The 26,324-nt window shown below is 55.9% G+C and carries 25 protein-coding genes; 13 read left to right on the top strand and 12 right to left on the bottom strand.

Annotation, left to right across the window (positions count from 1 at the left end; translation table 11 throughout):
• Nucleotides 1–3,150, top strand: coding sequence for an efflux RND transporter permease subunit (locus tag EYC82_RS00195; RefSeq protein ID WP_279247538.1), 3,150 nt, complete (start codon nt 1–3; stop codon nt 3,148–3,150).
• Here the strand turns inward: EYC82_RS00195 and sppA are convergent.
• From sppA to arsC, 4 genes are read right to left on the bottom strand one after another with little or no spacing between them, the layout of a single operon-like run.
• The gene (gene sppA, locus EYC82_RS00190) at nt 3,147–5,000 is read right to left on the bottom strand and encodes a signal peptide peptidase SppA (protein WP_279247537.1); all 1,854 of its coding nucleotides are present in this window, start codon (nt 4,998–5,000) and stop codon (nt 3,147–3,149) included. The genes EYC82_RS00195 and sppA overlap by 4 nt on opposite strands.
• A 19-nt stretch (nt 5,001–5,019) precedes the next feature.
• Nucleotides 5,020–5,367 (bottom strand): DUF2069 domain-containing protein, encoded by a 348-nt coding sequence (locus EYC82_RS00185; RefSeq protein WP_279247536.1) that lies wholly within the window; start codon nt 5,365–5,367, stop codon nt 5,020–5,022.
• Nucleotides 5,364–5,963 (bottom strand): NAD(P)H:quinone oxidoreductase, encoded by a 600-nt coding sequence (gene wrbA / locus EYC82_RS00180; RefSeq protein WP_279247535.1) that lies wholly within the window; start codon nt 5,961–5,963, stop codon nt 5,364–5,366. Before wrbA ends, EYC82_RS00185 begins: the two co-directional genes overlap by 4 nt.
• Nucleotides 5,963–6,313: an arsenate reductase (glutaredoxin) gene (gene arsC / locus EYC82_RS00175; protein WP_279247534.1), complete on the bottom strand. Its 351-nt coding sequence runs from the start codon at nt 6,311–6,313 to the stop codon at nt 5,963–5,965. The genes wrbA and arsC overlap by 1 nt, the downstream gene beginning before the upstream one ends.
• A 74-nt stretch (nt 6,314–6,387) precedes the next feature.
• On the opposite strand from arsC, the gene EYC82_RS00170 reads away from it, so the two are divergent.
• The 3 genes from EYC82_RS00170 (at nt 6,388) to cysK (ending at nt 9,364) form a co-directional block, all read left to right on the top strand.
• Nucleotides 6,388–7,668 (top strand): YihY family inner membrane protein, encoded by a 1,281-nt coding sequence (locus EYC82_RS00170; RefSeq protein WP_279247533.1) that lies wholly within the window; start codon nt 6,388–6,390, stop codon nt 7,666–7,668.
• Complete coding sequence (locus EYC82_RS00165) at nt 7,665–8,108, top strand: TlpA disulfide reductase family protein (RefSeq protein WP_279247532.1); 444 nt, start codon at nt 7,665–7,667, stop codon at nt 8,106–8,108. Before EYC82_RS00170 ends, EYC82_RS00165 begins: the two co-directional genes overlap by 4 nt.
• Nucleotides 8,109–8,383: 275 nt before the next feature.
• Entirely contained in the window at nt 8,384–9,364 is a 981-nt protein-coding gene (gene cysK / locus EYC82_RS00160; RefSeq protein ID WP_279247531.1) for a cysteine synthase A, read from the top strand.
• Between the two features lie 3 nt (nt 9,365–9,367).
• On the opposite strand, the gene EYC82_RS00155 is transcribed toward cysK, so the two are convergent.
• Nucleotides 9,368–9,958, bottom strand: a complete 591-nt coding sequence (locus EYC82_RS00155; RefSeq protein WP_279247530.1) for a GNAT family N-acetyltransferase — start codon at nt 9,956–9,958, stop codon at nt 9,368–9,370.
• Between the two features lie 68 nt (nt 9,959–10,026).
• The gene (locus EYC82_RS00150) at nt 10,027–10,998 is read right to left on the bottom strand and encodes a quinone oxidoreductase family protein (protein WP_279247529.1); all 972 of its coding nucleotides are present in this window, start codon (nt 10,996–10,998) and stop codon (nt 10,027–10,029) included.
• A 210-nt stretch (nt 10,999–11,208) separates the two neighbouring features.
• Between EYC82_RS00150 and EYC82_RS00145 the strand changes: the two genes are divergently transcribed.
• The 3 genes from EYC82_RS00145 (at nt 11,209) to prlC (ending at nt 15,208) form a co-directional block, all read left to right on the top strand.
• Complete coding sequence (locus EYC82_RS00145; protein WP_279247528.1) at nt 11,209–12,531, top strand: DEAD/DEAH box helicase; 1,323 nt, start codon at nt 11,209–11,211, stop codon at nt 12,529–12,531.
• The gene (thpR, locus tag EYC82_RS00140; RefSeq protein WP_279247527.1) at nt 12,528–13,061 is read left to right on the top strand and encodes an RNA 2',3'-cyclic phosphodiesterase; all 534 of its coding nucleotides are present in this window, start codon (nt 12,528–12,530) and stop codon (nt 13,059–13,061) included. The genes EYC82_RS00145 and thpR overlap by 4 nt, the downstream gene beginning before the upstream one ends.
• 113 nt (nt 13,062–13,174) lie before the next feature.
• Nucleotides 13,175–15,208, top strand: a complete 2,034-nt coding sequence (prlC, locus tag EYC82_RS00135; protein ID WP_279247526.1) for an oligopeptidase A — start codon at nt 13,175–13,177, stop codon at nt 15,206–15,208.
• A gap of 42 nt (nt 15,209–15,250) precedes the next feature.
• Here prlC and EYC82_RS00130 read toward each other — a convergent pair whose 3' ends face one another.
• The gene (locus EYC82_RS00130) at nt 15,251–15,769 is read right to left on the bottom strand and encodes a 6-pyruvoyl trahydropterin synthase family protein (protein ID WP_341475045.1); all 519 of its coding nucleotides are present in this window, start codon (nt 15,767–15,769) and stop codon (nt 15,251–15,253) included.
• Nucleotides 15,770–15,848: 79 nt separating this feature from the next.
• Here EYC82_RS00130 and EYC82_RS00125 point away from each other — a divergent pair, with 79 nt between their 5' ends.
• Genes EYC82_RS00125 through EYC82_RS00115 form a run of 3 tightly spaced genes read left to right on the top strand, consistent with a single transcriptional unit; the run spans nt 15,849 to nt 18,469 of the window.
• Nucleotides 15,849–16,550 (top strand): SDR family NAD(P)-dependent oxidoreductase, encoded by a 702-nt coding sequence (locus tag EYC82_RS00125; RefSeq protein ID WP_279247525.1) that lies wholly within the window; start codon nt 15,849–15,851, stop codon nt 16,548–16,550.
• An 18-nt stretch (nt 16,551–16,568) separates the two neighbouring features.
• Nucleotides 16,569–17,711 carry a methionine aminotransferase gene (locus EYC82_RS00120; protein ID WP_279247524.1) on the top strand — a complete coding sequence of 381 codons (1,143 nt, stop codon included), beginning with the start codon at nt 16,569–16,571 and terminating at the stop codon, nt 17,709–17,711.
• The gene (locus EYC82_RS00115) at nt 17,699–18,469 is read left to right on the top strand and encodes an amidohydrolase (protein WP_279247523.1); all 771 of its coding nucleotides are present in this window, start codon (nt 17,699–17,701) and stop codon (nt 18,467–18,469) included. The genes EYC82_RS00120 and EYC82_RS00115 overlap by 13 nt, the downstream gene beginning before the upstream one ends.
• A 22-nt stretch (nt 18,470–18,491) precedes the next feature.
• Here the strand turns inward: EYC82_RS00115 and hda are convergent, their stop codons facing one another.
• Together hda and EYC82_RS00105 are read right to left on the bottom strand one after the other, a co-directional pair.
• Entirely contained in the window at nt 18,492–19,217 is a 726-nt protein-coding gene (gene hda / locus EYC82_RS00110) for a DnaA regulatory inactivator Hda (RefSeq protein WP_279247522.1), read from the bottom strand.
• Nucleotides 19,205–20,254 (bottom strand): DUF2066 domain-containing protein, encoded by a 1,050-nt coding sequence (locus EYC82_RS00105; RefSeq protein ID WP_279247521.1) that lies wholly within the window; start codon nt 20,252–20,254, stop codon nt 19,205–19,207. Before EYC82_RS00105 ends, hda begins: the two co-directional genes overlap by 13 nt.
• 142 nt (nt 20,255–20,396) lie before the next feature.
• Between EYC82_RS00105 and purM the strand changes: the two genes are divergently transcribed.
• Nucleotides 20,397–21,437, top strand: coding sequence for a phosphoribosylformylglycinamidine cyclo-ligase (gene purM, locus EYC82_RS00100; RefSeq protein WP_279247520.1), 1,041 nt, complete (start codon nt 20,397–20,399; stop codon nt 21,435–21,437).
• A complete protein-coding gene (gene purN / locus EYC82_RS00095; protein ID WP_279247519.1) occupies nt 21,434–22,105 on the top strand; it encodes a phosphoribosylglycinamide formyltransferase in 672 nt (223 codons plus the stop codon). Before purM ends, purN begins: the two co-directional genes overlap by 4 nt.
• A 66-nt stretch (nt 22,106–22,171) precedes the next feature.
• Here the strand turns inward: purN and EYC82_RS00090 are convergent, their stop codons facing one another.
• The 3 genes from EYC82_RS00090 to apbC form a co-directional block, all read right to left on the bottom strand.
• Nucleotides 22,172–22,540 (bottom strand): hypothetical protein, encoded by a 369-nt coding sequence (locus EYC82_RS00090; RefSeq protein WP_279247518.1) that lies wholly within the window; start codon nt 22,538–22,540, stop codon nt 22,172–22,174.
• A gap of 73 nt (nt 22,541–22,613) precedes the next feature.
• Nucleotides 22,614–23,183, bottom strand: a complete 570-nt coding sequence (dcd, locus tag EYC82_RS00085) for a dCTP deaminase (protein ID WP_279247517.1) — start codon at nt 23,181–23,183, stop codon at nt 22,614–22,616.
• Nucleotides 23,184–23,200: 17 nt separating this feature from the next.
• Complete coding sequence (gene apbC / locus EYC82_RS00080; RefSeq protein WP_279247516.1) at nt 23,201–24,016, bottom strand: iron-sulfur cluster carrier protein ApbC; 816 nt, start codon at nt 24,014–24,016, stop codon at nt 23,201–23,203.
• A 221-nt stretch (nt 24,017–24,237) separates the two neighbouring features.
• Here apbC and metG point away from each other — a divergent pair, with 221 nt between their 5' ends.
• Nucleotides 24,238–26,271, top strand: coding sequence for a methionine--tRNA ligase (gene metG, locus EYC82_RS00075; protein ID WP_279247515.1), 2,034 nt, complete (start codon nt 24,238–24,240; stop codon nt 26,269–26,271).
• Nucleotides 26,272–26,324: the final 53 nt, after the last annotated feature.

Raw genomic sequence — 26,324 nt, 5'->3', positions numbered from 1 at the left:
ATGCAACCGTCCGAACGCAAGGGAATTATCGCTTGGTTCGCCTACAATCCAGTGGCGGCGAACCTGCTTATGCTGGTGATTATTATCGTAGGGCTTGGCTCAGCACTGAATATCCAGCGCGCCATGTTCCCAATGCTCGATATAAAAATGATCGTGATTGATCTGGCCTATCCTGGCGCAGCTCCTGAAGAAGTAGAGCAAGGACTAGTTCTCAAGATCGAGGAAGCCATCAACGATCTCGATGGCATCAAGCGCGTAGAATCTGACTCGTTTGAGTCTGCTGCCATGATGATGATCGAACCGCACGACGGAATAGAACTTCGCAAACTGATGACCGATATTCAGAATCGTGTCGACGCGATCCAGCATTTTCCCGAGGAAGCAGAAAAACCGGTCATAAGCCAGCCAGAGCTGTTGTTTCCAGCGCTGACACTGCAGCTGTCGGGTGATATCGGCGAGCGCAGTATGAAATCGCTGGCTGATGATCTGCGCCGCGAAATACTTACCTATCCTTCGGTTTCCGCTGCGTCCGTCGTCGGGGCTCGAGAATACGAAATCTCTGTGGAAATATCGGAGCCGTTGCTACGGGAATATCATCTTTCCCTCGGGGATGTCGCCAACATCATCTCGGCGTCATCGCTGGATCTGCCAGCGGGCTCCGTGCGCACGGAAAACGGCGAAATCATGCTCCGAACGATGGGACAGGCTTACGTGCAGCAGGACTTCGAAGCGATCCTGCTAAAAACCTGGCCGGATGGCACACGACTTATGCTTGGCGATATTGCTACGGTGAAGGATGGGTTCGTAGATGCGCAGGGGTTTGCTGCCTTTAACGGACAATACTCGCTAGGCATCAACGTGTTCGCAATGGGCAAACAAGACATCATTGAAACAGCCGATGCAGCAAAGGCGTTTGTTGCAAACAAAACGCACCAACTACCGGACGATGTGTCTCTGACTATTTGGGGCGACTCCACCTACTACCTGAAGGGTCGGCTCTCCATGATGCTGAAGAACCTCGCCCTGGGTGCACTGCTTGTCTTCATTATTCTTGCCCTTTTTCTCGAGATCAAGCTGGCGTTTTGGGTAATGATGGGCATTCCAGTGTGCTTCCTCGGCGCCATGACACTGATCAATACAGCCTATATCGATGCAAGCCTGAATATGATCAGTATTTTTGGCTTCATACTGGTGCTGGGTATCGTAGTGGACGATGCCATCATCATGGGTGAGAGTGCCTACGCCGAACAGGAAAAGCACGGCCACAGCATCAAAAGCGTTGTCGACGGCGTCTACCGGGTCGCCACTCCCGCCACCTTCGGTGTCTTGACTACCATCATGGCGTTCTTGCCATCCCTGTTTATTCAGGGCGTGTTCGGCGCGTTTCCAGAGGCGTGTGGTTGGGTGGTTATTCTGTGTCTATGTTTCTCACTGGTCGAGTCAAAATGGATTCTGCCCGCGCACCTCGCACACAGCAAACCTGCGCGTAACCGCATACTGCTCAAGATCGATGGCGTACAGGAAAAAGTGAACAAGCGACTGCGCTTCTTCATAGATTTTCGCTACAAGCCGTTTATGTTGAAATGCGTGAAGAATCGCTACATGACTCTGGCTTTTTTCTTGTCACTCCTAATCCTCTCGGCAGGACTGCTGGCTGGAGGAGCGGTGCGCACCGTGCTGGCACCGGACACCCCTGGAGAGTTCCTCACCGTCGAGCTGCGCATGTCTCAGGGCGTGCCCGAAGAACGCACGCAGCAAGTCGTTTCCGAGATTGCCCAGGCATTCAGCACCATGGAAGAAAACTACCTGCTGGAAATTGGCGAAGAAGAGCAGTTGCTGGAGCACATGGCCACCTACGTTTTTGACAGAATAAACGGGCGCATCGACGTTGAACTGACGCGAGAGGACAAGCGCAGTATTAGTACGCGTGAAGTCGAGCAACGCTGGCGGGACACCGTCGGTCAAATCCACGGCGCCGAGGTGTTCGCTGTTACCAGTGTCGAGGGCCCCAGTTTCGGCCCATCTATCGCCTTCGACCTGATGCATCGCGATTTCGCCACACTGGGCAAGGCTGCCGCGGACTTTGAAGAAGCCCTGCGTCACTACGAGGGTTTGTATGACATTCGCAATGGCGTGAGCGATACCACGGACGAATTTCACCTGGACGTCCTGCCTGAGGCAGAGTCCCTCGGCATCACGCGTTTCGACCTCGGCAGCCAGGTGCGCCACGCCTTTTACGGTGCCGAAGCACAGCGAGTGCAGCGCGGCATGGATGAAATCAAGGTGATGGTACGTTATCCGAAGGCGGACCGGGAAAACGTAAACGCGCTCAAGAATATGTACATCCGCACACCGAGCGGCGACGAGGTGCCCTTCCAGACGGTCGCACAACTGGACGTCAAACAGGGGCTGATAAAGGCAACTCGCATCAACTACCAGCGCGCAGCGGAACTGACTGCCGAAGCCAACAAGCGCACGGTCGAACCAGACCGGATCATGAAAGATATAGAGACAAATCTGATACCGGAACTGCAGAAAAAATACCCCGGCCTCACTTACGGTATCTCTGGTGCCGCCGACGAGGAGGCGAAGTTAGCGGTAAGCATGATTGTCGGCTTTGGCCTCGCGTTGTTTGGGGTCTATGCTCTGCTCGCGATCCCAACAAAATCCTATCTGCAGCCACTGATCATAATGGGCGTTATACCCTTTGGCATGATTGGCGCGATTTTTGGCCACTGGGTCATGGGACACCCCCTGAGCATGATGTCCCTGATGGGCGTGATCGCCCTGAGCGGTGTTGTGGTGAACGATAGTCTGATCATGGTCGATTTCGTCAACAAGGCGATCGCAGAAGGCAAAGAGCGGTTCGACGCGGTCGTTGATGCAGGGACACGGCGCTTTCGAGCCATCCTGCTGACCTCCCTCACTACATTCTTTGGTCTGGCACCCATGTTGCTGGAAAAAACCGCCCAAGCGGAGTCCATGGTGCCTATGGCTATATCGCTGGCCTATGGCATTGTATTTGCCACTGTCATCACACTGCTGCTCATACCCTGTCTTTACATGATTCTTCAGGACCTCGGGATATGGTGGGCAGCGCGTGGCAAATCGAACACCGTGACTGGAAAGCCAGAACTGGGCAGCCCCTAAAGCTCAGGCGTCAATCCGCAGGCCAGACATCGTACATACAGATGATTCGGATCCTGCAACGTCGTTAATTCGCGGACAGCAGCTCGCACTGGCAACATGAGGCGAAGAAACATAGCGCCAGTAGCAGACTCTTCCCACAGGTTCAGGCTCATACCGCGGTTGGCCAGTTGCCTCATCAACAGCTCCCGGGGCGATACGGGCAGCTCTACAAAATCCACTTTGTAGTCCGACAGGCCCGCATGCTCAGCAGCAGAAGCAATCGCCTCCTCAAGCCCTCCCAGCTGATCGATCAGACCTGATTCCAGAGCATCTGCAGCACTCCACACACGACCCTGAGCGAGAGGGTCGACGCTCTCCACACTCATCTCTCTGCCATCTGCCACAACCTGCAAGAAATTCCTGTAGGCAAACTCAATGCCACTGTTAATAACGGCTTTCTGCTCCGGTTTTACCGGACGATCTGGTCGCAGGGCACCGGCCAGTTTAGTGGTGCCAACACCGTCAGTATGAATGCCCATTCGCTGCAACAAGCCCTCAAATGTTGGGAAGGCAGCGAAGACGCCGATACTGCCGGTGATAGTTGCCGGAGTCGCCCAGATTTCAGTGGCATCGGCGGCAATGTAATAACCGCCCGAGGCAGCTACAGCACCCATGGACACTATTAAGGGCTTCTCTTTTTCACGGGCGTATAGAATTTGCTGGCGAACAATCTCAGAAGCAAAGTAACTGCCTCCCCCGCTATTAACTCGCAATACGATTGCCTTGATATCGTCTTCGTCGACAGCACCCCGGATCAGCCGTGCGAGGGAATCACCACCGATATTTCCCGGCGGTTGGTCACCGGGCAGAATATTTCCGGTGGCCGTAATAACACCAATGCGATCACCTGCTGCAGTTCCTAGCTGCATAGGCCTCTTGCGGCCCACGTAGCGCTCAAATTCTATCGCCTCATAAAGACCGTCATCGTTGCTGGCGCCAACCAGCTGGACAAGATAATCATTGCCTTCCGACCGGCCTAACAGTTTGTCTATCAGACCCGCTTTCAGCGCCGCCTGCCCTGCATCACCGCCCTGCTGACGAAGTAAATCCGGCAAGTTATTGACGTAGTTATCCAGTGCTCCCTCAGTAAGGTTACGCTGCAACTCTACCGTAGACGTGTATTGCTGCCAGAGGTCTCCCAACCAACGAGCCGTAAGCTCTTTCACCGGCTCGGACATATCATCGCGCAAAAAGGGCTCGACGTAAGACTTCTGTTCCCCTGCCCGAAAAACGTGTACGTTAATTGAGAGCTTGTCCAGCGCCTCACGAAAGTAATTACGATAACTGCTGAACCCCTCGAGCATGACACCACCCAGGGGGTGAGAAATCACTGTATCCGCATAACTGGCCAGCAAATACTGATCCTGAGTGTAGTAGTCGCCAAGCGCGATTATGGGTTTGCCCGTTTCCCGAAAAGCCTCCAGCGCGGGAGTAATCTCCTGTGTCTTGCTGATCCCGAGATACACGAGGGAATCCAGCTCCATGACAAGAGAATTAATCGCAGGGTCATCTGCAGCGTACTCAATCGACTCGATAATATCTCTGAGTAACACCTCGTGCTGTTCTGGCGACGGCTCCGAAAGTACTGCCTGCAGTGGATTCACCGCAGTCTTCTGATCTACCACTGTGCCACTGACATTCAGCAACAGTGCCGCCTGCTCTGGAAGGGGCTCAGGCCCGCCGCCCATGTAGACAAAATAGATAAGCGCCAGTAGGACCAGAAACAGAATATTGGCCATGGCGAGCCGGATACGTGTAATCGCCGTCCAGGTTCCCGCGGCTATCCGGCGCAACAATGATGGTTTACTCATGACTTTATCTCCAGTCGGCTCAGTCGCCACGCAACGCTCTGGCCCGCCAGCGCACGTACATCATGGCGGCGACAAACAGTATCACAACACCCACTAATCCGCTGATCACGACCGGACTGTCGGGCTCAGCGAAAATTCGCTGCACCAGTATCAGAAAATAACCCAGGCAGACAAAACATAACCAGATGAGAGTGCGCAACCTGTCCTTGAGCATCCCAGGTAAAAAAATCAACAACGGTAACAACTTCACCAGCCAGATAAACCAGGGCGCCTGGTGTAAAAAAGCATCCAGCGACTGCTGCAGAAGCAAGCCGACGTATGCCGCCCACATACAGCGACTGGCAATACTACACAAGCGCTCGCTCATTCTGTGGCCCTCAATGCCAAACCCGCCACACGCTGCCCCAGTGCACGACACAACCGTGCCTCCACGTCATCCAATTCGCGTCGATTATCGGCGCCGCCCCAATGGGATGCACCGTAGGGAGTGCCCCCGGAGGTGGTGGTCATCAATCCGCTTTCACTGTAGGGAATACCCGTAATAATCATGCCATGATGGAGTAACGGCAACATCATGCTAAGCAGCGTCGACTCCTGACCACCGTGCATACTGGAGGTAGAGCTGAACACGGCCGCAGGCTTGTCAATGAGCGCACCGCTGAGCCATAAAGCAGATGTCTGATCGATAAAATACTTCAACGGCGCGGCCATGTTACCCAAGCGCGTCGGACTTCCCAGCACAAGTCCGGAACAACCGGAGAGATCTTCGGGCTCGCAATACAGGGGACCTGTTTCAGGTATTTCTGCTTCCGTCTTTTCATTACTGGCGGACACCGGGGGCACCGTTCTCACGCGTGCCGACATGCCTTCGACGAGCTCAACCCCTCGCGCCACCTGTTGCGCCATCATCGCCGTAGATCCGTTGCGGGAGTAATAAAGCACCAGCACATACGCGTCGGCCATCAACCGATCAACGCCAGAACATTTTCCGGTGGCCGGCCCAGCACCGCCTTAGCGCCTTTTACGACGATAGGGCGCTCAATCAGTTTGGGATACTCGGCCATGGCCGCAACGATATCCGCCTCAACCGACTCCTTGCCCAGCCCGCTGGCTTTGTAGTCGGCCTCACCCCGCCTCACCAGTTCTCCTGCGCTGATATTCAGCTTCTTCAGTAGACCCTTGATCTCGCTCGCATCTGGAGGTGTGTCAAGGTAAAGCACGACACTCGGGGTCACATCGTTTTCCTCTAGCAGCGCGAGTGTGGTGCGCGACTTTGAACACCGGGGATTATGGTAAATAGTAACGTCAGCCATGCAAGACCTCTGGGCGATATTGACAGGACAGCAAGTATACCAAAAATGCAGCAGACACAGTGCCTGAAAGCGGAATGCATGTGATTCAGCCCGTGCAGCGGCCACCCCCTTCATGCCATACTATTGCCATGAACCCTATCTCGATCATCCGTGAAATCTGGCGTCGGATAACTTACCTCATTGGGCGGTTTGGTGCGGATCGCTGTTCGGAGAACGCAGCTGCACTGACCTACATGAGTCTGTTCGCGCTGGTCCCGCTCCTGACCGTGCTCTACACCATGGCCTCTGCCATCCCTGCATTCCAGGGCGCCGAAAGCCAGATGCAAACGCTTCTGTTCAAACACATGGTGCCGCAGAGCAGCGCAGAGATTGAAGGCTATCTGGAAAACTTTTCACAGCAGGCAAAAAACCTGACCGGACCGGGAGTTGCTTTTCTGCTGGTCACCGCGGTACTCATGCTGCGCAATATTGAAAAAGCCTTTAACCTGATATGGCGTGCGAGAGAGAATCGCAGCCCCCTGTCCAGCTTCCTGTTGTATTGGGCTGTGCTGACACTGGCGCCGATTTTGATCGGCCTGGCATTGGCGATGAGCACCTATCTTTCCTCATTCACAGACACCCTCGCGTCTTATGATATTTTTGGCGCCCAAGCCGCTCTGTTGCGCATAACGCCACTGCTATTATCCACGATGGGTTTCAGCCTGATGTACGCCGCTGTACCTAACTGCCGTGTGCCGTTCAAGCACGTTATGATAGGCGGCCTTATTGTGGCACTGGTTTTTCACGCGGCCCGCAGCCTGTTTACCCAACTGGTTGCCGAATCGAGTATTACGTTCATCTATGGGGCATTCGCGGCGGTACCTTTGTTTTTGCTCTGGGTTTATCTGTCGTGGAATATCGTCTTGATGGGCGGCATTCTGGTGCACAGCCTGTCTGCCTACCAGAGTCGCGAACAGGCAGAGCGACCCATCGTCATGAAGGCGCTCCAGGTACTGCACTTATTCTGGCAAAAACAGCTTAGCGGTGATGCGGTACGCGAGCTCGAATTACTCAATAATAAGCACGAAATCGTGCGCGGACTAGACAGTGAAACATGGGGAACAATACGCAATATTCTCCTCGATCAGCGCATCATTACCCAAAACGACAAGGGCCATTATCTGCTCAGCCGGGATCTCAATACCGTCTCTTTCTGGCAGCTAAAGGAGTGGATAGAAGGCGAGCTATCCCTTGACCAGCAGTTTGGGCAAGAAGCAGATGGGTGGCTTGGCGCAGCAGAGGGGCTGCTGGTTGCGGAACAGAAGGATCAAAGAACGCTGCTGTCTGACAGCCTTGTGGCTCTATTTCAAAAATGAGGCGCGCGGCAGCCATACTCTTGCTGACCCTGCTCACAGCCTGTGCGGACAAAGGCGAAGCACCCGCGCCTGAGCTGGACGAATTGCGGGGCCAGTGGGTCGTCATTAACTACTGGGCCCAGTGGTGTAAACCCTGCATTGAAGAAATTCCAGAATTGAACGCACTGAACGAGGCGTATGACACGGTGACCGTACTTGGCGTCAACTATGATGGCGCGACCGGCGCTGACCTCGACAACCAGACCCGCTCGCTGGGCGTTGCCTTTCCCACGCTCAAGCATGACCCATCCGGCCAATTGGGCATCCCGCGACCCGTGGCGCTGCCAACTACGCTGATCGTGTCCCCCCGCGGCGAACTGAAAGAGACCCTGTTGGGGCCACAAACACTCGGCTCCCTGTCGCTGGCAACGGAACAAACCGCTGTAGGCAACAGAAAATAAAAAAACCGGCCATAAGAAGACCGGTTCAAAGAGGCAACTACCCTCACTTCATAGTGCGTGACCTGGATGGAATCCAGCTCGGCATATCCGCTACACAAGCTCACTCCAGCGTTCATGGGCAGCGGCTACCGTACCATTATGACTCCGCCTCCCGGATAAAGTTCACTCCTGACGCGAATTATCCTACGATCTCAGGATTGAGCTCCCGAGATGGACACTACCCGTCATCAGAGCTAGTCTGTTAACAAAATTCGACCTGTGGAATACGGCTCACAATGACAAAACTTTATCAAAACAACGCAGAGACCATCGGTGGCACACCCCTGGTCAAAATAAATCACATCAGCGATGGCAACATCTACGGCAAGCTGGAGAATCGCAACCCCGCTATGTCGGTGAAATGTCGCATCGGCGCCAGCATGGTCGCCGCAGCAGAAAAAGATGGCAGCCTCAAGCCTGGTATGACAATCGTCGAACCCACCAGCGGCAATACCGGGATTGCCCTGGCATTTGTGGCCGCCGCCCGAGGCTATAACTGCATCCTGACAATGCCCAATACAATGAGCCTTGAGCGTCGCATGTTAATGAAATCATTGGGGGCCGAGATCATTCTCACTGACGGCGCCAAAGGCATCCCCGCCGCGATAGAACGGGCGGACACCATCATCAGCTCAGATCCGGGCAAGTACTGGGGGCCACACCAGTTCGAGAATCCCGCTAATCCGGCTGTCCATGAGCAGACTACGGGGCCCGAAATCTGGGATGATACGGAGGGTGACGTCGACATCTTTGTGTCCGGCGTAGGCACCGGTGGCACCATCAGCGGTGTCGCCTCATACCTGAAGAAAACGCGCGGCAAGAACGTGCTTTGTGTGGCGGTAGAGCCGGACACCACGACCATGATCACTGCTGCCAAAGCCGGCGCAGACCCCACCCATGCTCCGCACAAAATACAGGGCATTGGTGCAGGCTTCGTGCCGCAGAACTTGCAGCTGGATCTGGTCGACCAGGTAGAGCAGGTGTCGAGCGAAGAGGCCATGGAGTGGGCGCACAAACTGATGCAAAGAGAGGGTATCCTCGCGGGCATTTCCTCCGGCGCAGCTATGGCAGTCGCTCACCGGCTATCTCAGCAGGCGGAAAATAAAGGAAAGCTCATTGTCGCTATCCTGCCGGATTCCGGCGAACGTTACCTCTCTACAGCTCTCTTCGCCGACAGCTTCTCCGATAACGAGAAGGTTCAGGCCACCATTACCTGATCACTATGCCCCCTTCGTACGCGCAAGAAGCTTCAGCAGTTGCTGTTTGACAGTCGGCCATTCCCGGTCGATTACGCTGTAGTAAACCGAATCGCGCACGTGGCTGCCCTGAACGATCATATGATTGCGCAGCACGCCCTCCCGCGTCGCGCCCATTCGCTGCAGTGCCTTCTGTGAGCGCTCGTTACGCAAATCCGTCTTGAACTCTACCCGCACGCAGCCCAGCTGCTCGAAAGCATGTGTCAGCAACAGCAATTTTGTCTCTGTGTTTAACGCGGTTCGCTGCCAGTCGCGGCCCAACCACGTCCAGCCAATCTCCAGACTACGGTGCTCTGGCCTAATGTTGAGATAACGCGTGCTGCCGACTGCACGCCCCCGACCATTTTCCACGATGGCGAAAGCTACCTGATCGCTGGCTGACAGCGCTTCATCAATCCAGTGACGCGTATCTGCCAGGTCGATAAAGCACGGACGGGGCAGATAGTCCCAATCTCTCTGCTGCTGCCCGCGATTATAAAGTCCTTGTGCATGGTCCGCATCCAGTGGGGCAAGGCGCACCCGGCGACCCGCGAGTACCACCGGCCTAACCTGCATGACAACGCTCCCGTACACGAAAATCACTCATTCACTCACACTCCATTGCAACGATCGTCCTATGCTAGTCAGGGGACAAGAATCGTGGAACCACTGGTCTTGCGACTCTCCAGATCCCGATGCGCCTGTTGAACATCCTGCAGCGCATAGCGTTGATTGATCTCCACCATCAATTCGCCTGAGACAACACGCGAAAATACATCCTCCGACGACTGCTGCAGCTCCGCCTCACTGGCGGTATAGGTCAACATTGTAGGTCTTGTTATAAACAGGGAACCCTTGTTGGCCAATATTTGTAAATCGAGCGGCGCTGGCGCACCCGAGGCATTGCCGAAACTGACCATCAGCCCCCTTGGTCTCAGGCAGTCCAGTGACACCTCGAAGGTATCCCGGCCCACGCCATCGTAAACTACAGGCAGTTTTTCGCCGCCAGTGATCTCGAGCACGCGGGTAAGGACATCCTCGGTGCGGTAGTTTATGACATGAGTATAACCATGCGCCCGTGCTAATACGGCCTTTTCTTCAGATCCGACAGTACCGATAACAGTAGCGCCAATGTTTCTAGCCCACTGACCAAACAACAACCCGACACCACCCGCTGCCGCGTGAAATAGGCAGGGTTCCCCCGCCTTTATCGGATAGGTGCGCTGCAGCAGATACTCCGCGGTCTGCCCCTTCAACAGCACCGCTGCCGCCTGCTCGAAGCCCACTCCCTGCGGTATCTTCACCAGTCGCATCGCTGGCAGATTAATTGCCTCCGCGTAAGCACCAAAGCCGGCAGAGCAATACGCCACCCGATCGCCTTCGACCAGATCTACACCTTCGCCAACAGCCTGCACTTCCCCCGCGCCTTCCAGTCCGAGCCCCGTCGGCAATGGCAGTGGATAGAGACCACTGCGGTGATAGGTATCGATATAGTTCAACCCGATCGCCTTGTTCGCCACCGTCACCATACCTGGGCCAGGGGGCCCAATCGCCACATCCTGCAGCTCCATAACCTCGGGCCCACCGGTCTCATTAATCCTCACCGCGCTTATCATAAGATCTCCACACAACACGTTCACAGCTTACTGATACGGAAATATTTCTACGAGCACAATCGCCACTCGCTGAAATAACGGCGCCATCATACCTTGTATGGCGACCCATCGCCGACGGGGTAGCCAGCGGGCTTGCAAAGCCGGAATTTGAGCGTACCCTCTCCACTCGTAGACGCCCGCTGATTCGCAGCCCCCGGAGGTTTAACTCGCGTGTTCGACGATATTCAACTGGATCGCCAGTTGCAGCTGGGAGTGGATGCACTCGCGTTCAGCAAGCCAACGGCCGTGCAGGCCCTGTCAATACCTATAGCCCTCAAAGGAGGGGATATGATGGTCTGCGCCGAAACCGGCAGCGGCAAGACGCTGGCCTACCTCGTGCCTCTGGCCCAGCGCATTCTTACGACAGAACAGACACGCTCGGGCGGCACACTGGCACTGGTGTTAGTGCCTACCCGTGAGCTGGCCAGGCAAGTTCTCAAACACTGTCGGCAACTGCTGAAAAAGTCACCTTTACGTGTCGAAGCCATTACCGGCGGTGAGGAGTTCAGGTACCAGCGAGCGGCATTGCGCAAAGATCCGGAAATTCTGGTCGCGACACCAGGGCGCATGCTCGAGCACTGCAAGCGAGGCAGTGCCGACCTTGGGATATTACAAACGCTGGTACTGGACGAGGCAGATCGTATGCTGGATCTTGGCTTGCGCGAGGACGTGCTGGCTATCGCTGCGTCCACCCCCTCCAGCCCACAGACGCTGCTCTACTCCGCCACGTTGACTCATCGCGGGGTTAAGGAGATGGCAGACACACTGCTCAAACATCCAGAAACCGTCAGTACCGGAAAGGAGCGAGCGGCTCATGACAACATCGTTCACCAGTTGATCATGGCCGACAGTCAAACACACAAGAACGCGCTGTTACTGCGACTGCTGCAACAGGGCGACTACACGCGCGCGCTCGTGTTTGGCAACAAGCGCACAACCGCCTCCCGACTCGCCGATCTCGCAGGCACACAGTCTCTGCGCTGCGCCTGCCTGCATGGAGAGATGACGACTGAAGAGCGCAAGCTGGTCGTGCAGCGCTTCCACAACGGCAAGATCAATGTGTTGTGTGCAAGCGACGTCGCCGCTCGCGGGCTGGATGTATCGGGTATCGAAGTCGTGATCAATTACGACATACCACACAGCGGCGACGATTACGTGCACCGCACAGGGCGCACCGGTAGAGCGGGTGCCTCCGGTATGGCGATTTCCCTTGCCTCCGCCGCTGAATGGAAACAGGTACAAAGTATCCAGCGCTATCTGTCACTGGACTTCGAGAGCCTCTCACTGCCCGGACTGACAGCCAGGTTCAACGGCACACATGCGCCTTCCGCATCAGACACTCCCCATACCGACGAACAGCGTAAGACGATCAGGGCTGAGAACAAGAGCAGCGCCAATTCCCCGCCAGATAAGTCATCAGGGCGTGCGCGACGCAGAGCGACTCCGGTGGAAAACGATGGATTTTCTCCCCTGAAAAAAAAACCCGGGAAATGATTCGCGCCTTTTTCGGAATCGGGCTCGAGGGGCGCGACAGGACCCGCATCACAGACTGGCGTGATCAGGCCTGTGCCTGCGAAGGCAAACCGGTTCCGCCTGCCAACCTCCACATTACACTTGCCTTCATCGGCGATATCAAGCGGACTGCGCTGGAGCAAATCGCCGATGCCGCCGAAAGCTATTTCGCCAAGAATGCTATTGGCGGCGGTACACTGGTACTGGATACCGTGGGCTACTGGTCCAAACCGGGCATTTTCTGGATAGGCCCGAGCCAGTGGCCCCAGCCTCTGACTCGCTTGTCACAAAAACTGCGGCACCTATCTTGCGCCGCCGGGGGCAAGGGCAACAACCGCCCCTTCCAACCTCACGTCACCCTGCACAGGCGATGCCGAAACCCACCAACGGCACCCCTGTATGAGCCAAACGTCAGACTGTCCTATACGCACTGCACTCTTTTCGAATCCCATCAGGGAAAAAAGGGCGTCAGCTATCACGCTCTGGAGCAATGGCCGCTGCAGCCACAATGATAGACGCCAGACTGGAATTTTTCTAACCCCAGTATATTTTGGCAGCGAACATACGACCCCGGACGGGATTCAGTTAGAATGCCATTCTGACAATTCATCTGGAAAACGTGTTCATGCCCAACCCCCTGCTTGAAGAAAACACTTTACCGCCGTTTAACGCGATCGAACCACAACAGGTCGAACCTGCAATAAGACAGTTAATTGAATGCAATAAGACGCGCATCAACGCACTCCTTGATGAGCAGAACACGTACGACTGGGACACCTTGCTTGCGCCTGTTGAAGCGTTGGAGGACGCACTTTCCCAGGCTTGGTCTCCGGTCTCACATCTCAACAGCGTTTGTAACAACGAAGCAATGCGCCAAGCCTACAATGCCTGCCTGCCCCTGCTGTCCGAGTACCAAACGTGGAAAGGACAGCATGAAAAGCTGTGTGCCGCGTATCGAGACATTGCCGCCAGCCCTCACTTCTCCTCCATGAACAGCGGTGTACGACGTGCAGTGGAAAAAGCACTGCGTGACTTTCGCCTAGCAGGCGTAGACCTGTCCTCAGCGGAGAAAGTGCGCTATGGCGAACTCAAAAAAAATCTTTCCCGCCTCGGTAGCCGCTTTTCCGAAAACGTTCTGGATGCCACCAACGCCTGGTCTCGCCTGGCCACTCGGGAGGAGCTGGCGGGTCTGCCGGAAACCGCTCTCGCCAACGCCCTCCAGGCGGCCGAGCAGTCCGGCGACGACGGTTACCTGATCAACCTGGAATTTCCGTCGCTGTCTCCTGTATTAAATTACTGTGACAATCGCGCGCTGCGTGAGGAGGTATATACCGCTCACTGCACCCGCGCGTCACAGCAGGGCCCCAATGCTGGCGAGTGGGATAATTCCGAATTGATTACGGAAACGCTGGAGCTGCGACACCAGCTTGCGCAACTTCTGGGATTCGAGCACTACGCAGACCTGTCTCTGGCAACCAAGATGGCCGACAGCCCCGACAGCGTAAGACACTTTCTGGATGAGCTGGCGGAGAAGTCGCTGCCCCAAGCACGCCGGGAGTGGACTGAACTGGAAGCATACGCCAAACAGGAAGACGGCCTCGAGAGTCTGGAAGCGTGGGACATCAACTATTACAGCGAAAAACTGCGCGAGACACGCTATCAGGTATCGCAGGAGGACATTCGCCCCTACCTGCCAGTCGACCGAGTGCTTCCGGGCCTGTTTGAAGTCGTGCGACGGCTGTACGGACTCGAGGTGCGGGAAGTAGAAAAATTTGATCGTTACCACTGCGACGTGCAGCTGTTCGAGGTACTGGCGGAGGGCAAGGTCATTGCCTGCTTTTACCTCGATCTGTACGCGCGGGCGCACAAACGCGGCGGCGCGTGGATGGATGAGTGCCGCGTGCGCCGCGCAACGAACGAGGGCCTGCAACTGCCCGTTGCCTATCTGGTGTGCAATTTTACGCCGCCTGTGGGTAATGAGCCGTCACTGTTGACTCACAATGAACTGACAACGCTCTTTCATGAGTTTGGTCACGGCCTGCATCATATGCTGACGCAACAAACGGTAGCCGCGATTTCGGGCATCAACGGCGTCGAGTGGGATGCGGTGGAGCTCCCCAGTCAATTTCTTGAAAACTGGTGCTGGGAGGCAGAGGCACTGTCATTCATCTCGGGGCATCACCAGACCGGTGAACCGCTGCCTGAGGAACTGCTGAAGAAGCTGGGCGCCGCCAGGAACTTTCAGTCCGGCATGGCTATGGTGAGACAACTGGAGTTCGCGCTCTTTGATTTTCGGCTACATGCAGATTGGGGTTCAAAAACCATTACCTCAGTGCAGGGCCTGCTTGACGAGGTGCGCAAACAGGTCGCCGTGGTCAAAGCCCCCTCCTTCAACCGATTTCAGAACGGCTTTTCTCATATTTTTGCGGGCGGTTATGCAGCGGGCTACTACAGCTACAAATGGGCAGAAGTATTATCATCTGATGCTTTTTCCCGCTTTGAGGAGGAAGGCATATTCAACACACAGACGGGGCAAGCATTCAGGCAAAACATATTGGAGGCTGGTGGCTCAAAGGACGCAATGGAACTGTTTATCGCCTTCCGCGGCAGGGAGCCAAGTATTGACCCCCTGTTACGTCACAGCGGGATTACCGGTTAGGCAGCAGCACCAGGAATTACCAACGCAAAGTCAACCAGGCATTCAGCGAGGGTCCCACGTAGTACAGCCTTTTTGACCGGGGCCGGAGGCAACACAGAGTTGCACCTCCCGCAGGTCATCTCCCGCGCTATCCTCAACCAGCCTGCCCAGCAGGTAGCGGGAGAACTCTTCGACTGTCGCGTTGCGAATGGGCAGCACCAATGTATCCGCTTGCAGGAACAGCATCTCTTGCCCGTTGTAGACTACCCGATAAAAATCATCTGACTCGCTAATCATTTGATACGGAGACTCACCCGCGAGCAGCATATACTCATCTAATTCATCGCAGAGTCGAGCCAATCGAGTCTTGTACACGTTGTAATCTGCGGCAAAACCATTATCACCCATCGGAGCTACAATCTTCGCCGACACAGAATAATTGTGCCCGTGCAGGCGCTCCCGCTCAGTCGCGGAAAATATAGTGTAATGGGCAACGGAAAACTTGTGGCTTTCCTTATCGATATATAATGTCGTCAACTCTTCCATAGGGCACAGTGTAACGGAGCCACAACTTGACGTCACCGCTGAAATCACGGAGCCTCACAGTTTTAGATCAAAAGAGAGATGGCCGGCCACGCCAGCCAGACTTGGGAGGCAATCCATGAAAGCAGCCATTATTTCCGGGGCCAGCGTCGGCATTGGCAGCGCGACAGCAGAACTTTTCGCACAGGAAGGCTACATCGTCTACTGCCTCGCTCGCCGCGAATGCCCTGTCTCCGGAGTCAACAGTATCGAGTGCGATCTCTCTACCCAAGGCTCTATTGACGATGCCTGCCAGCGCCTCGAGCGGGAACTCGTGGACTGCGAGGAAATTGCCCTGGTGCACAATGCCAGCCAGATGCTCAAGGATCGCGTGGATGGCTGTGCAAGCGATGATCTGGCCCATGTTCTGGCGATCAATGTCACTGGGATTAACAGCCTGAATCAATATCTCATACCCATGATGCAGGCCTCGTCGAGCGTGCTCTACATTGGCTCGACCCTGTCTGAAAAAGCGGTGGCAAACTCGTTCAGTTATGTCACCAGTAAGCATGCACAGCTAGGCATGATGCGCGCTACCTGCCAGGATCTTATGGGTAGCGGTATTCATACAGCAATGATTTGCCCGGGTTTTACCGACACAGAAATGCTGCGAACGCATCTCGGAAATGATCCAGAGGTAGAGGCCGCCGTCGCGGGCATGAATAGCTTTAGTCGACTTATCGATCCGGCTGAAATTGCCGAATTGATCCGTTGGGCGCATCATAACCCAGTAATCAATGGTGCAATTTTGCACGCCAACCTCGGCCAGAAGGAAAGCTAGTCACTTGGCAGACCCATCATGATTGAGAGCAAGCTTCCCCATGTGGGGACGACTATCTTCACTCGTATGTCATCCCTGGCACATGAATGTGGGGCACTCAACCTGTCACAAGGATTCCCGGATTTCGGTGCGCCAAAGCCGTTACTGGATGCACTGGTCCGGCGGGTGTCCGCAGGACACAATCAGTACGCCCCCATGGCGGGCGTTACTGAACTGCGAGAGCAGATCGCCGCGCAGCTGGTACGATACCGGGGAGTTACGTGCGACCCGGATACTGAAATTACGGTTGTGCCCGGAGCGACCGAAGGTATTTTTTGCGCCATAACGGCCTGCATTCATCCCGGTGATGAGGTCCTGCTTTTCGACCCCTGCTACGACAGCTACGAACCCGCCATCGCTTTGGCGGGCGGCCGTGCGGTTCACCTTTCTCTGACACCGGATAATTTCGCTATCGACTGGCAGCAGGTCGGTGACAGCATTACGCCACGAACACGCATGATTGTTGTTAATTCACCCCATAATCCAACCGGAGCCATTCTAAGCTGGGATGACCTGCTTGAGCTAGAGCGGCTGGCAGAGCTGCACGATTTGCTGGTCATCAGTGACGAGGTCTATGAGCATCTGGTGTTCGACGGACAAGATCATCACAGCGTGCTGCAACTCCCCGCATTACGGCAGCGCAGTTTCGCGGTGTTTTCCTTCGGCAAAACCTACAGCGTTACCGGCTGGAAGACCGGTTACTGCATCGCCCCGCATGGACTCATGGCCGAGCTGCGCAAGGTGCATCAGTTCGTCTGTTTTGTCGCCAATACACCGGTGCAATTGGCCCTTGCCGATTTCATGGCGGCAGAGCCCGACTATCCCGGCACACTCGCTGATTTTTATCAGGCGAAACGGGACTTGTTTTGTCAGGCCTTGTCGTCATCGCGGTTCAATCTGGCACCCAGTGCGGGCACCTACTTCCAGTTGCTGGAGTACAGTAAAGTATCCGATACCCCCGACCAGGAACTGGCATCACAGTGGACTCGGGAGATCGGCATTGCCTCTATTCCCATCTCTGTCTTTTACCAGGATTCTTCCCCAGGTCATTATTTACGGTTCTGTTTTGCAAAAAATGATGATGTACTGCTGGAGGCGTCAGACAGATTATGCAAAATCTAGTAGTGACGATGATTCAGTGCGAACTGGCCTGGGAACACCCTTCGTATAATCGGCAACAGATAGGCGCGCTGATCGCCGGCCTTGAGCAACCTACAGATCTCATCGTTCTCCCCGAGATGTTCACCACCGGTTTCTCCATGAACGCTCTGGCCAACGCAGAACACGCCGATGGCGATACAGAACGCTGGATGAAGGAGATCGCTCGGGAGAATGACTGTGCAGTTACCGGCAGCATCGCTGTCCAGGAGGGTGGGCGCGTATTTAATCGTCTGCTGTTCGTCACACCCAAAGAGGTCACACATTACGACAAGCGGCACCTTTTCCGCATGGCCGGAGAAGACAAACGCTACGCTGCCGGCAGTGCACGTGTTGTGGCCAACTGGCGAGATTGGAGGATAAATTTGCAGGTCTGCTACGACCTGCGTTTTCCGGTTTTCAGTCGCAACAGGGGCGACTACGACCTGCTGCTCTATGTGGCGAACTGGCCTGAAAAGCGACGCCAGCACTGGCGTCAGTTACTCATCGCCAGAGCTATTGAGAACCAGTCTTGCGCCATAGGCGTTAACCGGATCGGGGCCGATGCAAAGGGGTGGACCTACAGCGGCGATAGTCTGGTCGTCAGTGCGGATGGATCGCTAGTAAAAGATGCAGAGAACTCCAGCGGGGCATGCACCACCACGCTGAACGCCGCGGCTCTCACTGCCTATCGGAATTCATTTCCCTGCCACCTTGATGCCGATGATTTCGACCTGACCTAACAATTCAGCTGAATACATCGGCCTACCAGCCCATGGTCTCTTTCACAAACGGTATGGACAAGGATCGCTTGTGCACCAAGGAATTCTCATCCAGCCGATCGAGCACTTCGAGCAGCGCATCCATCGCCCTGGGCGCTCGACTGACAATATAGTTAGCCACTCCTTGCGGCAGGGCAATACCCCTGCGATCGGCGCGAAACTGCAAAATCATCGCCTTGTCCTTGTCATCACCCTCATGCAACCGGTAAACGATTCCCCAGGAAAGACGCGAGCGCAAGTCCTCCAGCGCAACCGGCAGCGCGCGCGGGGCGGCCAGCCCTGACAACACCAGCCGGCACCCCCTCTCCCGGGCGACATTAATCAGGTTGAACAGTTCGCGCTCCCAGGTTGCAATCCCAAGCACGGCATTGATATCGTCGAGACAGATGCGATCAACGCACTCCGCACCCTGCAAGACCTCTTCGGCAGGATACTGCACCAGGTCAGACAGCGGTAAGTACAGGGTGTCAGCACCATCGAAGTGACAGGCCGCCTGCAAAAGATGGGATTTACCAGCGCCGGGCGGCCCGTAGAGATAGATAATAGGTTCACCCCCGTCGCCCGGCTGGCACTGCAAGGCATCCACGAGTGTCTGGGAGCCGGATAACGCGAGAAAATTATCCAGGGTGGCGTCGTCACGCAGCTGCACCTTCAGAGGGAGCTGTTTTTGCCCCGCCTTTGCGCCAGTGCCGTGGCCTAATTCCGCCACTGGTAACTCAGTTCGGCCGTCGTGCCAACAGCAGGCATGGGCAAAAGGCGATCATTCAGCGCGATCAGGTTCGCCAGCTGCGCGGCATCCACAGACACTTGCAGGCTGAGTTCCAACTGACTGCCCTGCACTCGCAGGACCGTCGCCGCCTCTACCAGTTCGAGGTCTTCCAGGAAGCGCACCACCGAGGCATAGTCTGCATAACTTGTCACGCCCATCACCTGCATATGAATTTCTCCCGCGCCGTCTGCGCGTGGCAACACAGCATAGCGGGCCGCCATTTCATCGGCGACTAATCCCGCACCGCTGGCATAAAATGCGGTTATGTCGGGCACGCTGAGAGCGCGATTTATTCGTTCTCCCTCAAATTGGTAACTCCAGTCACCGGTGGCTTCGCCGTTCGTGAGGGTGGTCATGCGCGCCGCCACCACATGATTCACATTGTAACGAGCCGACGCCGCAGCCAGCGCAGCCGAATCGAGCCGCCAAGCCGCGTCCGGAGTCAGAGCCGCCATATCGGCAAGGTCGAACACCGGCAGCTGCACGGGTACGCCCCGGCGAGAAAATGCGGCGCGTAACAGATCGGCCTCAGCCGGCGTGCCCTCCGGCGTCACGAATTGCTTGCCCTCTGCGCCCTCCATGACCACCCAGGCCAGCACCACAGGGCGATTTGCCGTCCACAGGGGCGCGCCCGACCGGCGCACGACACCCATCACCCAGACACTGTCGAATTCCAGCCGCACCGATAAAGGCGGCTGTGGCGGCTTATTACGGACATACGCGAAGCGTTGCACCTGGCCTCGCGCGGACTGGAGCGCCTCGGTCGCCGCCGGGGATTTAAGCACCGCCCTGGATCCGGTGACCTTTATCAACACTTCCGACAGGCCGCGTCGGGACGCGCCGGCAAGGGCATTGGAACCCTGGTCAGCTACCGATACCGTGGCGCCATACAAGTCTGTGACCATCTCGGCGCGGACGTTGAGCGCGGGCAAAAACGCCGAGAAAAGACACAGCACTAACAAGGATTTACTACGCACAGCACTCTCTCCATCGACCCAAAAACCGTCGTATTGTAACAGCCCGAGCGAACTGCGGGCACAATTGGGGAGTGCGCTAATACCTCATGCAGGATAAAATAGTGCACTTCGTACCACCCGCATACTGATTGGACATTACGCCATGAGCGACAAGGCGGGCAAATCTGCCCTCAGCTACAAAGACGCGGGCGTCAATATCGATGCCGGCAACGCACTCGTTGAGCGCATCAAGGGCGTTACTGCGCGCACCGCAAGGCCCGAGGTGCTGGGCGGGCTTGGCGGTTTCGGCGCACTGTGCGAAATCCCCGAGGGCTATAAACAGCCCGTGCTAGTGTCTGGCACCGACGGCGTGGGGACCAAGCTCAAGCTCGCCATGGATATCGGCATCCACGACACTATCGGTATTGATCTTGTCGCCATGTGCGTCAATGACTTGGTGGTGGCCGGCGCCGAGCCCCTGTTTTTTCTTGACTATTACGCCACCGGCGCACTCAACGTGGATACCGCTGCGGACGTCGTAACAGGCATTGGCCATGGCTGCGAGCTGGCGGGCTGCGCCCTGGTCGGCGGCGAAACCGCCGAAATGCCCGGCATGTATGAGGGCGACGACTACGACCTCGCCGGATTCTGTGTCGGCGTGGTGGAAAAATCAGACATCATTGATGGCAGTAGTGTCCAAGAGGGGGACACTTTGCTTGCCATCGCCAGTAGTGGGCCCCATTCCAACGGCTATTCCCTGATTCGAAAAATCATCGAGGTCAGCGCTGCCGATTTACAACAACCCATGGGCGAGAGCACTCTCGGAGAAACCCTGCTGACCCCCACCACGGTTTACGTCAAAGCGCTCCTGTCACTGTTCAGTCAGGTAAAAGTGAAAGCCCTGTCTCATATTACCGGCGGCGGCTTGCTGGAGAACCTGCCGCGGGTATTGCCGGATAGCTGCAACGCTCAAATTGATACCGCAAGCTGGCAATGGCCAGAGGTGTTCCAGTGGCTGCAGTCGCAGGGCAACGTCGAAACCCACGAGATGTATCGCACCTTCAACTGTGGCGTGGGCATGGTCATCTGCGTCGCTCGCGAAGATACAGCAAAAACCATCGCCATTCTGCAGACTGAGGGACATGACACCTGGGAAATAGGTCGCATCGTCACCGGCGACAACCAGGTAGACCTGCTGTCGTGACCACGACGGAGCTGCCTCGCCTGGCTATCCTCATTTCCGGGCACGGCTCCAACCTGCAAGCCTTTATTGATGCCTGCGCCAGTGGCAAGCTGCTCGCAAATATCAGTCTCGTCATTAGCAACAAACCCGATGCCGCCGGTCTGCAGAGAGCTGCGCGAAGCGGCATACCCCATATCTGCATCAACCATAAAGACTATGCGTCACGTGAGCAATTCGACGCAGCGCTGGTCAACGCGCTGCAAGCACATGATGCCGATCTGGTCATTCTGGCGGGGTTCATGCGTATTCTGACCCCCGTGCTGATCGAGCCTTACCTGGGGAGGCTGATGAACATCCACCCCTCTCTGCTGCCCAAATACCCCGGCCTGCGCACTCACCAGCGCGCGCTGGACGCGGGCGACAAGGAAGCTGGAGCAACGGTGCATTTCGTTACCGCAGAACTGGATGGCGGCCCCCCCATTGTTCAGGCACGAGTCCCTGTGGCGCAAGGGGATACTGCGAAATCACTCGCAGAAAGGGTCACGATGCAGGAACACGCTATTTTCCCGCTGGCTGCGCAGTGGTTCCTGGAGGGCCGGGTGGCGCTTCGCGGGACTAAAGCCACACTGGACGGGGCAGTGATTCCCGCCACAGGCATCGTGGCGGAAACCGACTGTCCCGCGGGCTGAACCCGCGTCGACTCGCAGCGGTCTCGGGACTCTTACCCGTTACCGGGGACAGCGCGGATAGAGCATCTAGTGCGGAAGACCTTCCGTGGCGCGGTCATCAGGGTTGATGCCCTGCTCCAGCTCACTGATCGTGTTATCTAATTGTTCGGGGGATTCGTTGCGAATCCGCTTCGCCTCGGCAGCGAGTTCGTCAGTCGATTCGCTGTCGATATCGGGACCCTTGATTTCATCTTCATAGGTCTCGCCATTTATGTCGCGGCAGGGGGACAGGCCTTCGCCTATACCGCAGGTCTTAATGAAGCCATTTTCATTAGTCACGCGTTCTTCAACCAGACCTGACTGCGACCAGGCGACGGTGATCGGCATGCACCCTATAAAAGCGATCAATAAATAGACCGCCGCTGGCGTTGTATTCCGTCTAATAATAGTTTCCATCGATTGTTTATCCGTTTAGTTAATCGTTATCTAGCCAGGTCAACTTGTGAGCCAGCACCGCACAGCAACAGGATTAAGCCTTGGGCAATGTCACTCCGCGCTGGCCCTGGTACTTGCCCCCGCGGTCCTTGTAGCTCACCTCGCAGACTTCATCCGACTCGAAGAACAGCATCTGCGCTACGCCCTCGTTAGCATAGATCTTGGCTGGTAAGGTGGTGGTATTGGAGAATTCCAGCGTAACATGACCCTCCCACTCCGGCTCCAGCGGCGTCACATTGACAATAATGCCGCAGCGAGCATAGGTAGATTTACCCAGGCAAATTGTCAACACATTGCGTGGGATACGGAAATACTCCACCGTACTCGCCAGTGCAAATGAGTTGGGCGGTATCACACAAACGTCGTCTTCAACATCGACAAAACTGCCCTCGTCAAACCCCTTAGGGTCTACCGTAGCAGAATTGATATTGGTGAACACCTTGAATTGGCGGGCACAGCGCACGTCATATCCGTAACTGGACGTGCCGTAAGAAATCAGTCTTTCACCCTCGGCAGTAGATCGTACCTGTCCAGCCTCAAAGGGCTCGATCATACGATGCTCATTGGACATTCTGCGAATCCAGCGATCTGCTTTGATGCTCACGTGTTGTTCACCTGTTCCTAATCATCCAATATTTTTATTTCCGGGAACTGATGTCCCGCATCTCCGGCGTTACTCGCCAGTGACTCATCTACCGCTGCAGCGGCTTCGAGATACATTTTTGTCAGATCTGAATCCGGTTCAATTATCACAGTGGGCGTGCCTGCATCGGTCTGCTCGCGAATGGCAAGCGCCAGCGGTAAACTGGCGAGCAGAGGCAGGTCGTAGTCTCTCGACATACGCACGCCGCCCTCTTCACCAAAAATATGCTCCCGGTGACCGCACTTGCTGCACACGTGTACCGCCATATTTTCTATGATGCCCAGCACCGGCACATCGACCTTCCGGAACATTTCTATACCCTTGCGCGCATCCAGCAGGGCAATGTCCTGCGGGGTGGTCACGATCACGGCGCCGGATACCTTGGCTTTTTGAGACAGAGTCAGCTGGATGTCGCCTGTCCCCGGTGGCATGTCAATCACCAGGTAATCGAGTTCTCCCCACAGGGTTTGCTCCAACATCTGTGCCAGCGCACCGCCGGCCATGGGCCCGCGCCACACCATCGGTGTACTTTCAGTGACAAGATACCCCATAGACATCGTCTTGAGGCCATGGGCCTCCACCGGTAGCAGGAACTGGCCATCCTTTTGTTCAGGACGCTGGTCATCAGGAATACCCAACATCACCTGCTGACTGGGGCCGTAAATATCGGCGTCCAGCAGACCCACTGAAAATCCGTGCGCCTTCAATGCAAGGGCCAGATTCACTGCGGTGGTGGACTTGCCAACCCCACCTTTCCCGGATGCGATGGCGATAATGTGCTTGATCTGATTCATTGATGCATGTCTGTGGCTGGAGGGGCTGGAAAAAGGTCCACCCTTGTGCGCCTAGTATAGGGAGTTGGCTACCGATCAACAATGCCGGGTCTTAACACTGCAGCGCACTGCGCCCGCTTTTACCCCGGCCCGCAAGTGCATAATCATCGTGCCCGGAGTGATGAAAAGCCACGCCAAAAACGCTATAGTACTGCTCCTTTCCCGTATACAGACAGCCCCGCATGCCGGCACTCGAGCCCCGCAAGATACTGGTCACCAGCGCCCTGCCTTATGCCAACGGGCCACTGCACCTCGGCCATCTACTGGAACAGGTGCAAACGGACATCTGGGTGCGGTTCCAAAAATCTCGCGGCCACGACTGCCTCTACGTGTGCGCCGATGACGCCCACGGCACGGCAATCATGCTCACCGCAGAAAAGCGTGGGATCACACCTGAGCAGCAGATCGACTCAATTCGCCGGGAACACATGCGCGATAGCGCTGGATTTTTGATCGGCTTCGACAATTTTCACACCACCCACAGCGAGGAGAATCGTTACTGGTGCGAAACCATTTATGACTGCCTGCAGGCTAATGGCCACATTACATCGCGCTCGATTACTCAGGCCTTCGATCCACAGAAAAAACTATTCCTTGCTGATCGCTTTATCAAGGGCAGCTGCCCTCGCTGCAAGACGCCTGACCAGTACGGCGATAATTGCGAAGCCTGCGGGGCGACCTACAGCCCCACCGATCTGATCGATCCTGTGTCCGCATTGTCGGGCGCTACGCCGATAGAGAAGGAGTCCACCCACTTTTTTTTCAAGCTCCCTGAGTTTAAAGCCCTGCTCACATCCTGGCTCGAGTCTGACACTCTGCAAGCGCAGGTGGCAAACAAGTTACGGGAATGGCTGGACGCGGGCTTGCAAGAGTGGGATATCAGCAGAGACGCGCCCTACTTCGGCTTCGAAATTCCCGGCGAGCCGGGCAAATATTTTTATGTCTGGCTGGATGCGCCGATCGGCTATATCGCCAGCTTCCAGAATTACTGCGACCAAAGTGGACGCGATTTTGACGAGTACTGGCGCCAGGACAGTGTCGCCGAGCTCTATCACTTTATCGGCAAAGACATCATCAATTTCCACGGCCTGTTCTGGCCCGCTATGCTCGATTCTGCGGGACTGCGCGCTCCAACCGCCATTTGCGCTCATGGTTTCCTGACCGTAAACGGCACCAAAATGTCGAAGAGCAGGGGCACCTTCATTAACGCGAGCACCTATCTCGAGCATTTGGACGCAGAGTATCTGCGCTACTACTTTGCCGCCAAACTGAGCGCCTCGATTGATGACATCGACCTGAACCTTGAGGACTTTGTGCAGCGGGTCAATACCGATGTCGTAGGTAAGGTTGTCAACATCGCCAGCCGCTGTGCTGGCTTCCTGCGCAAGGGCTATGACAACACTCTGTCAACCGATTGCGCCGAGCCGGCGCTCTGGGATGAGTTTGCCGCGCGTGGTGACACAATTGCCGCGCTTTACGAGCAACGGGAATTTAACAAGGCGATACGCGAGGTAATCTCTCTCGCAGACCGGGCCAATCAATACATCGATGAGAAAAAACCCTGGGCATTGGCGAAAGCGGAAGGCACAGAGCGGGAAGTGCATGACACGTGCAGTGTTGGTATTAACCTGTTCCGCGTGTTGATGACCTATCTGAAACCGGTATTGCCCGCGATGAGCGAAAAGGCCGAGACTTTTCTCAACTGCTCGCTCGACTGGACGAGCCTTAAGGGGCCCCTGCTGGAGCACAAGCTTGCGAAGTTCAAACCGCTGATGACACGGATAGAGATGCCACAGGTGGAGGCGATGGTGGAAGCCAGCAAATCATCGAACACACCGACCAAAGCGCCTGCGAGCGCACAAGCGGAAAAAGGCATCGAGGGAGACACCATCAAATTCGAAGATTTTGCCAAAGTGGACCTGCGTGTCGCCAAAATCGTCTCCGCCGAGCACGTTGAAGGCGCGGATAAGCTTTTGTGCCTCATGCTCGACCTGGGTGATGAGCAGGACCACCGCCAGGTATTCTCTGGTATCAAGGGCGCCTATCAGCCGGAAGACCTGGTAGGTAAGCTGACGGTGGTTGTGGCAAACCTGGCTCCGCGGAAAATGCGCTTCGGACTATCCGAGGGAATGGTGCTGGCGGCAGGCCCGGGGGGCAAGGACATATTCCTGCTGGAACCCCACGATGGCGCCCTGCCCGGCATGCAGGTGAAGTAACCGGGGCGGCAACAATAGACTAATGGATATTAGTTTACAAAATTAGACTGGTT

It is taken from the genome of Candidatus Marimicrobium litorale, from assembly GCF_026262645.1.
GTDB lineage: Bacteria > Pseudomonadota > Gammaproteobacteria > Pseudomonadales > Halieaceae > Marimicrobium > Marimicrobium litorale.
Note: the sequence above shows the minus strand (reverse complement) of the source record. Positions and strands in the feature narration are given on the sequence as shown.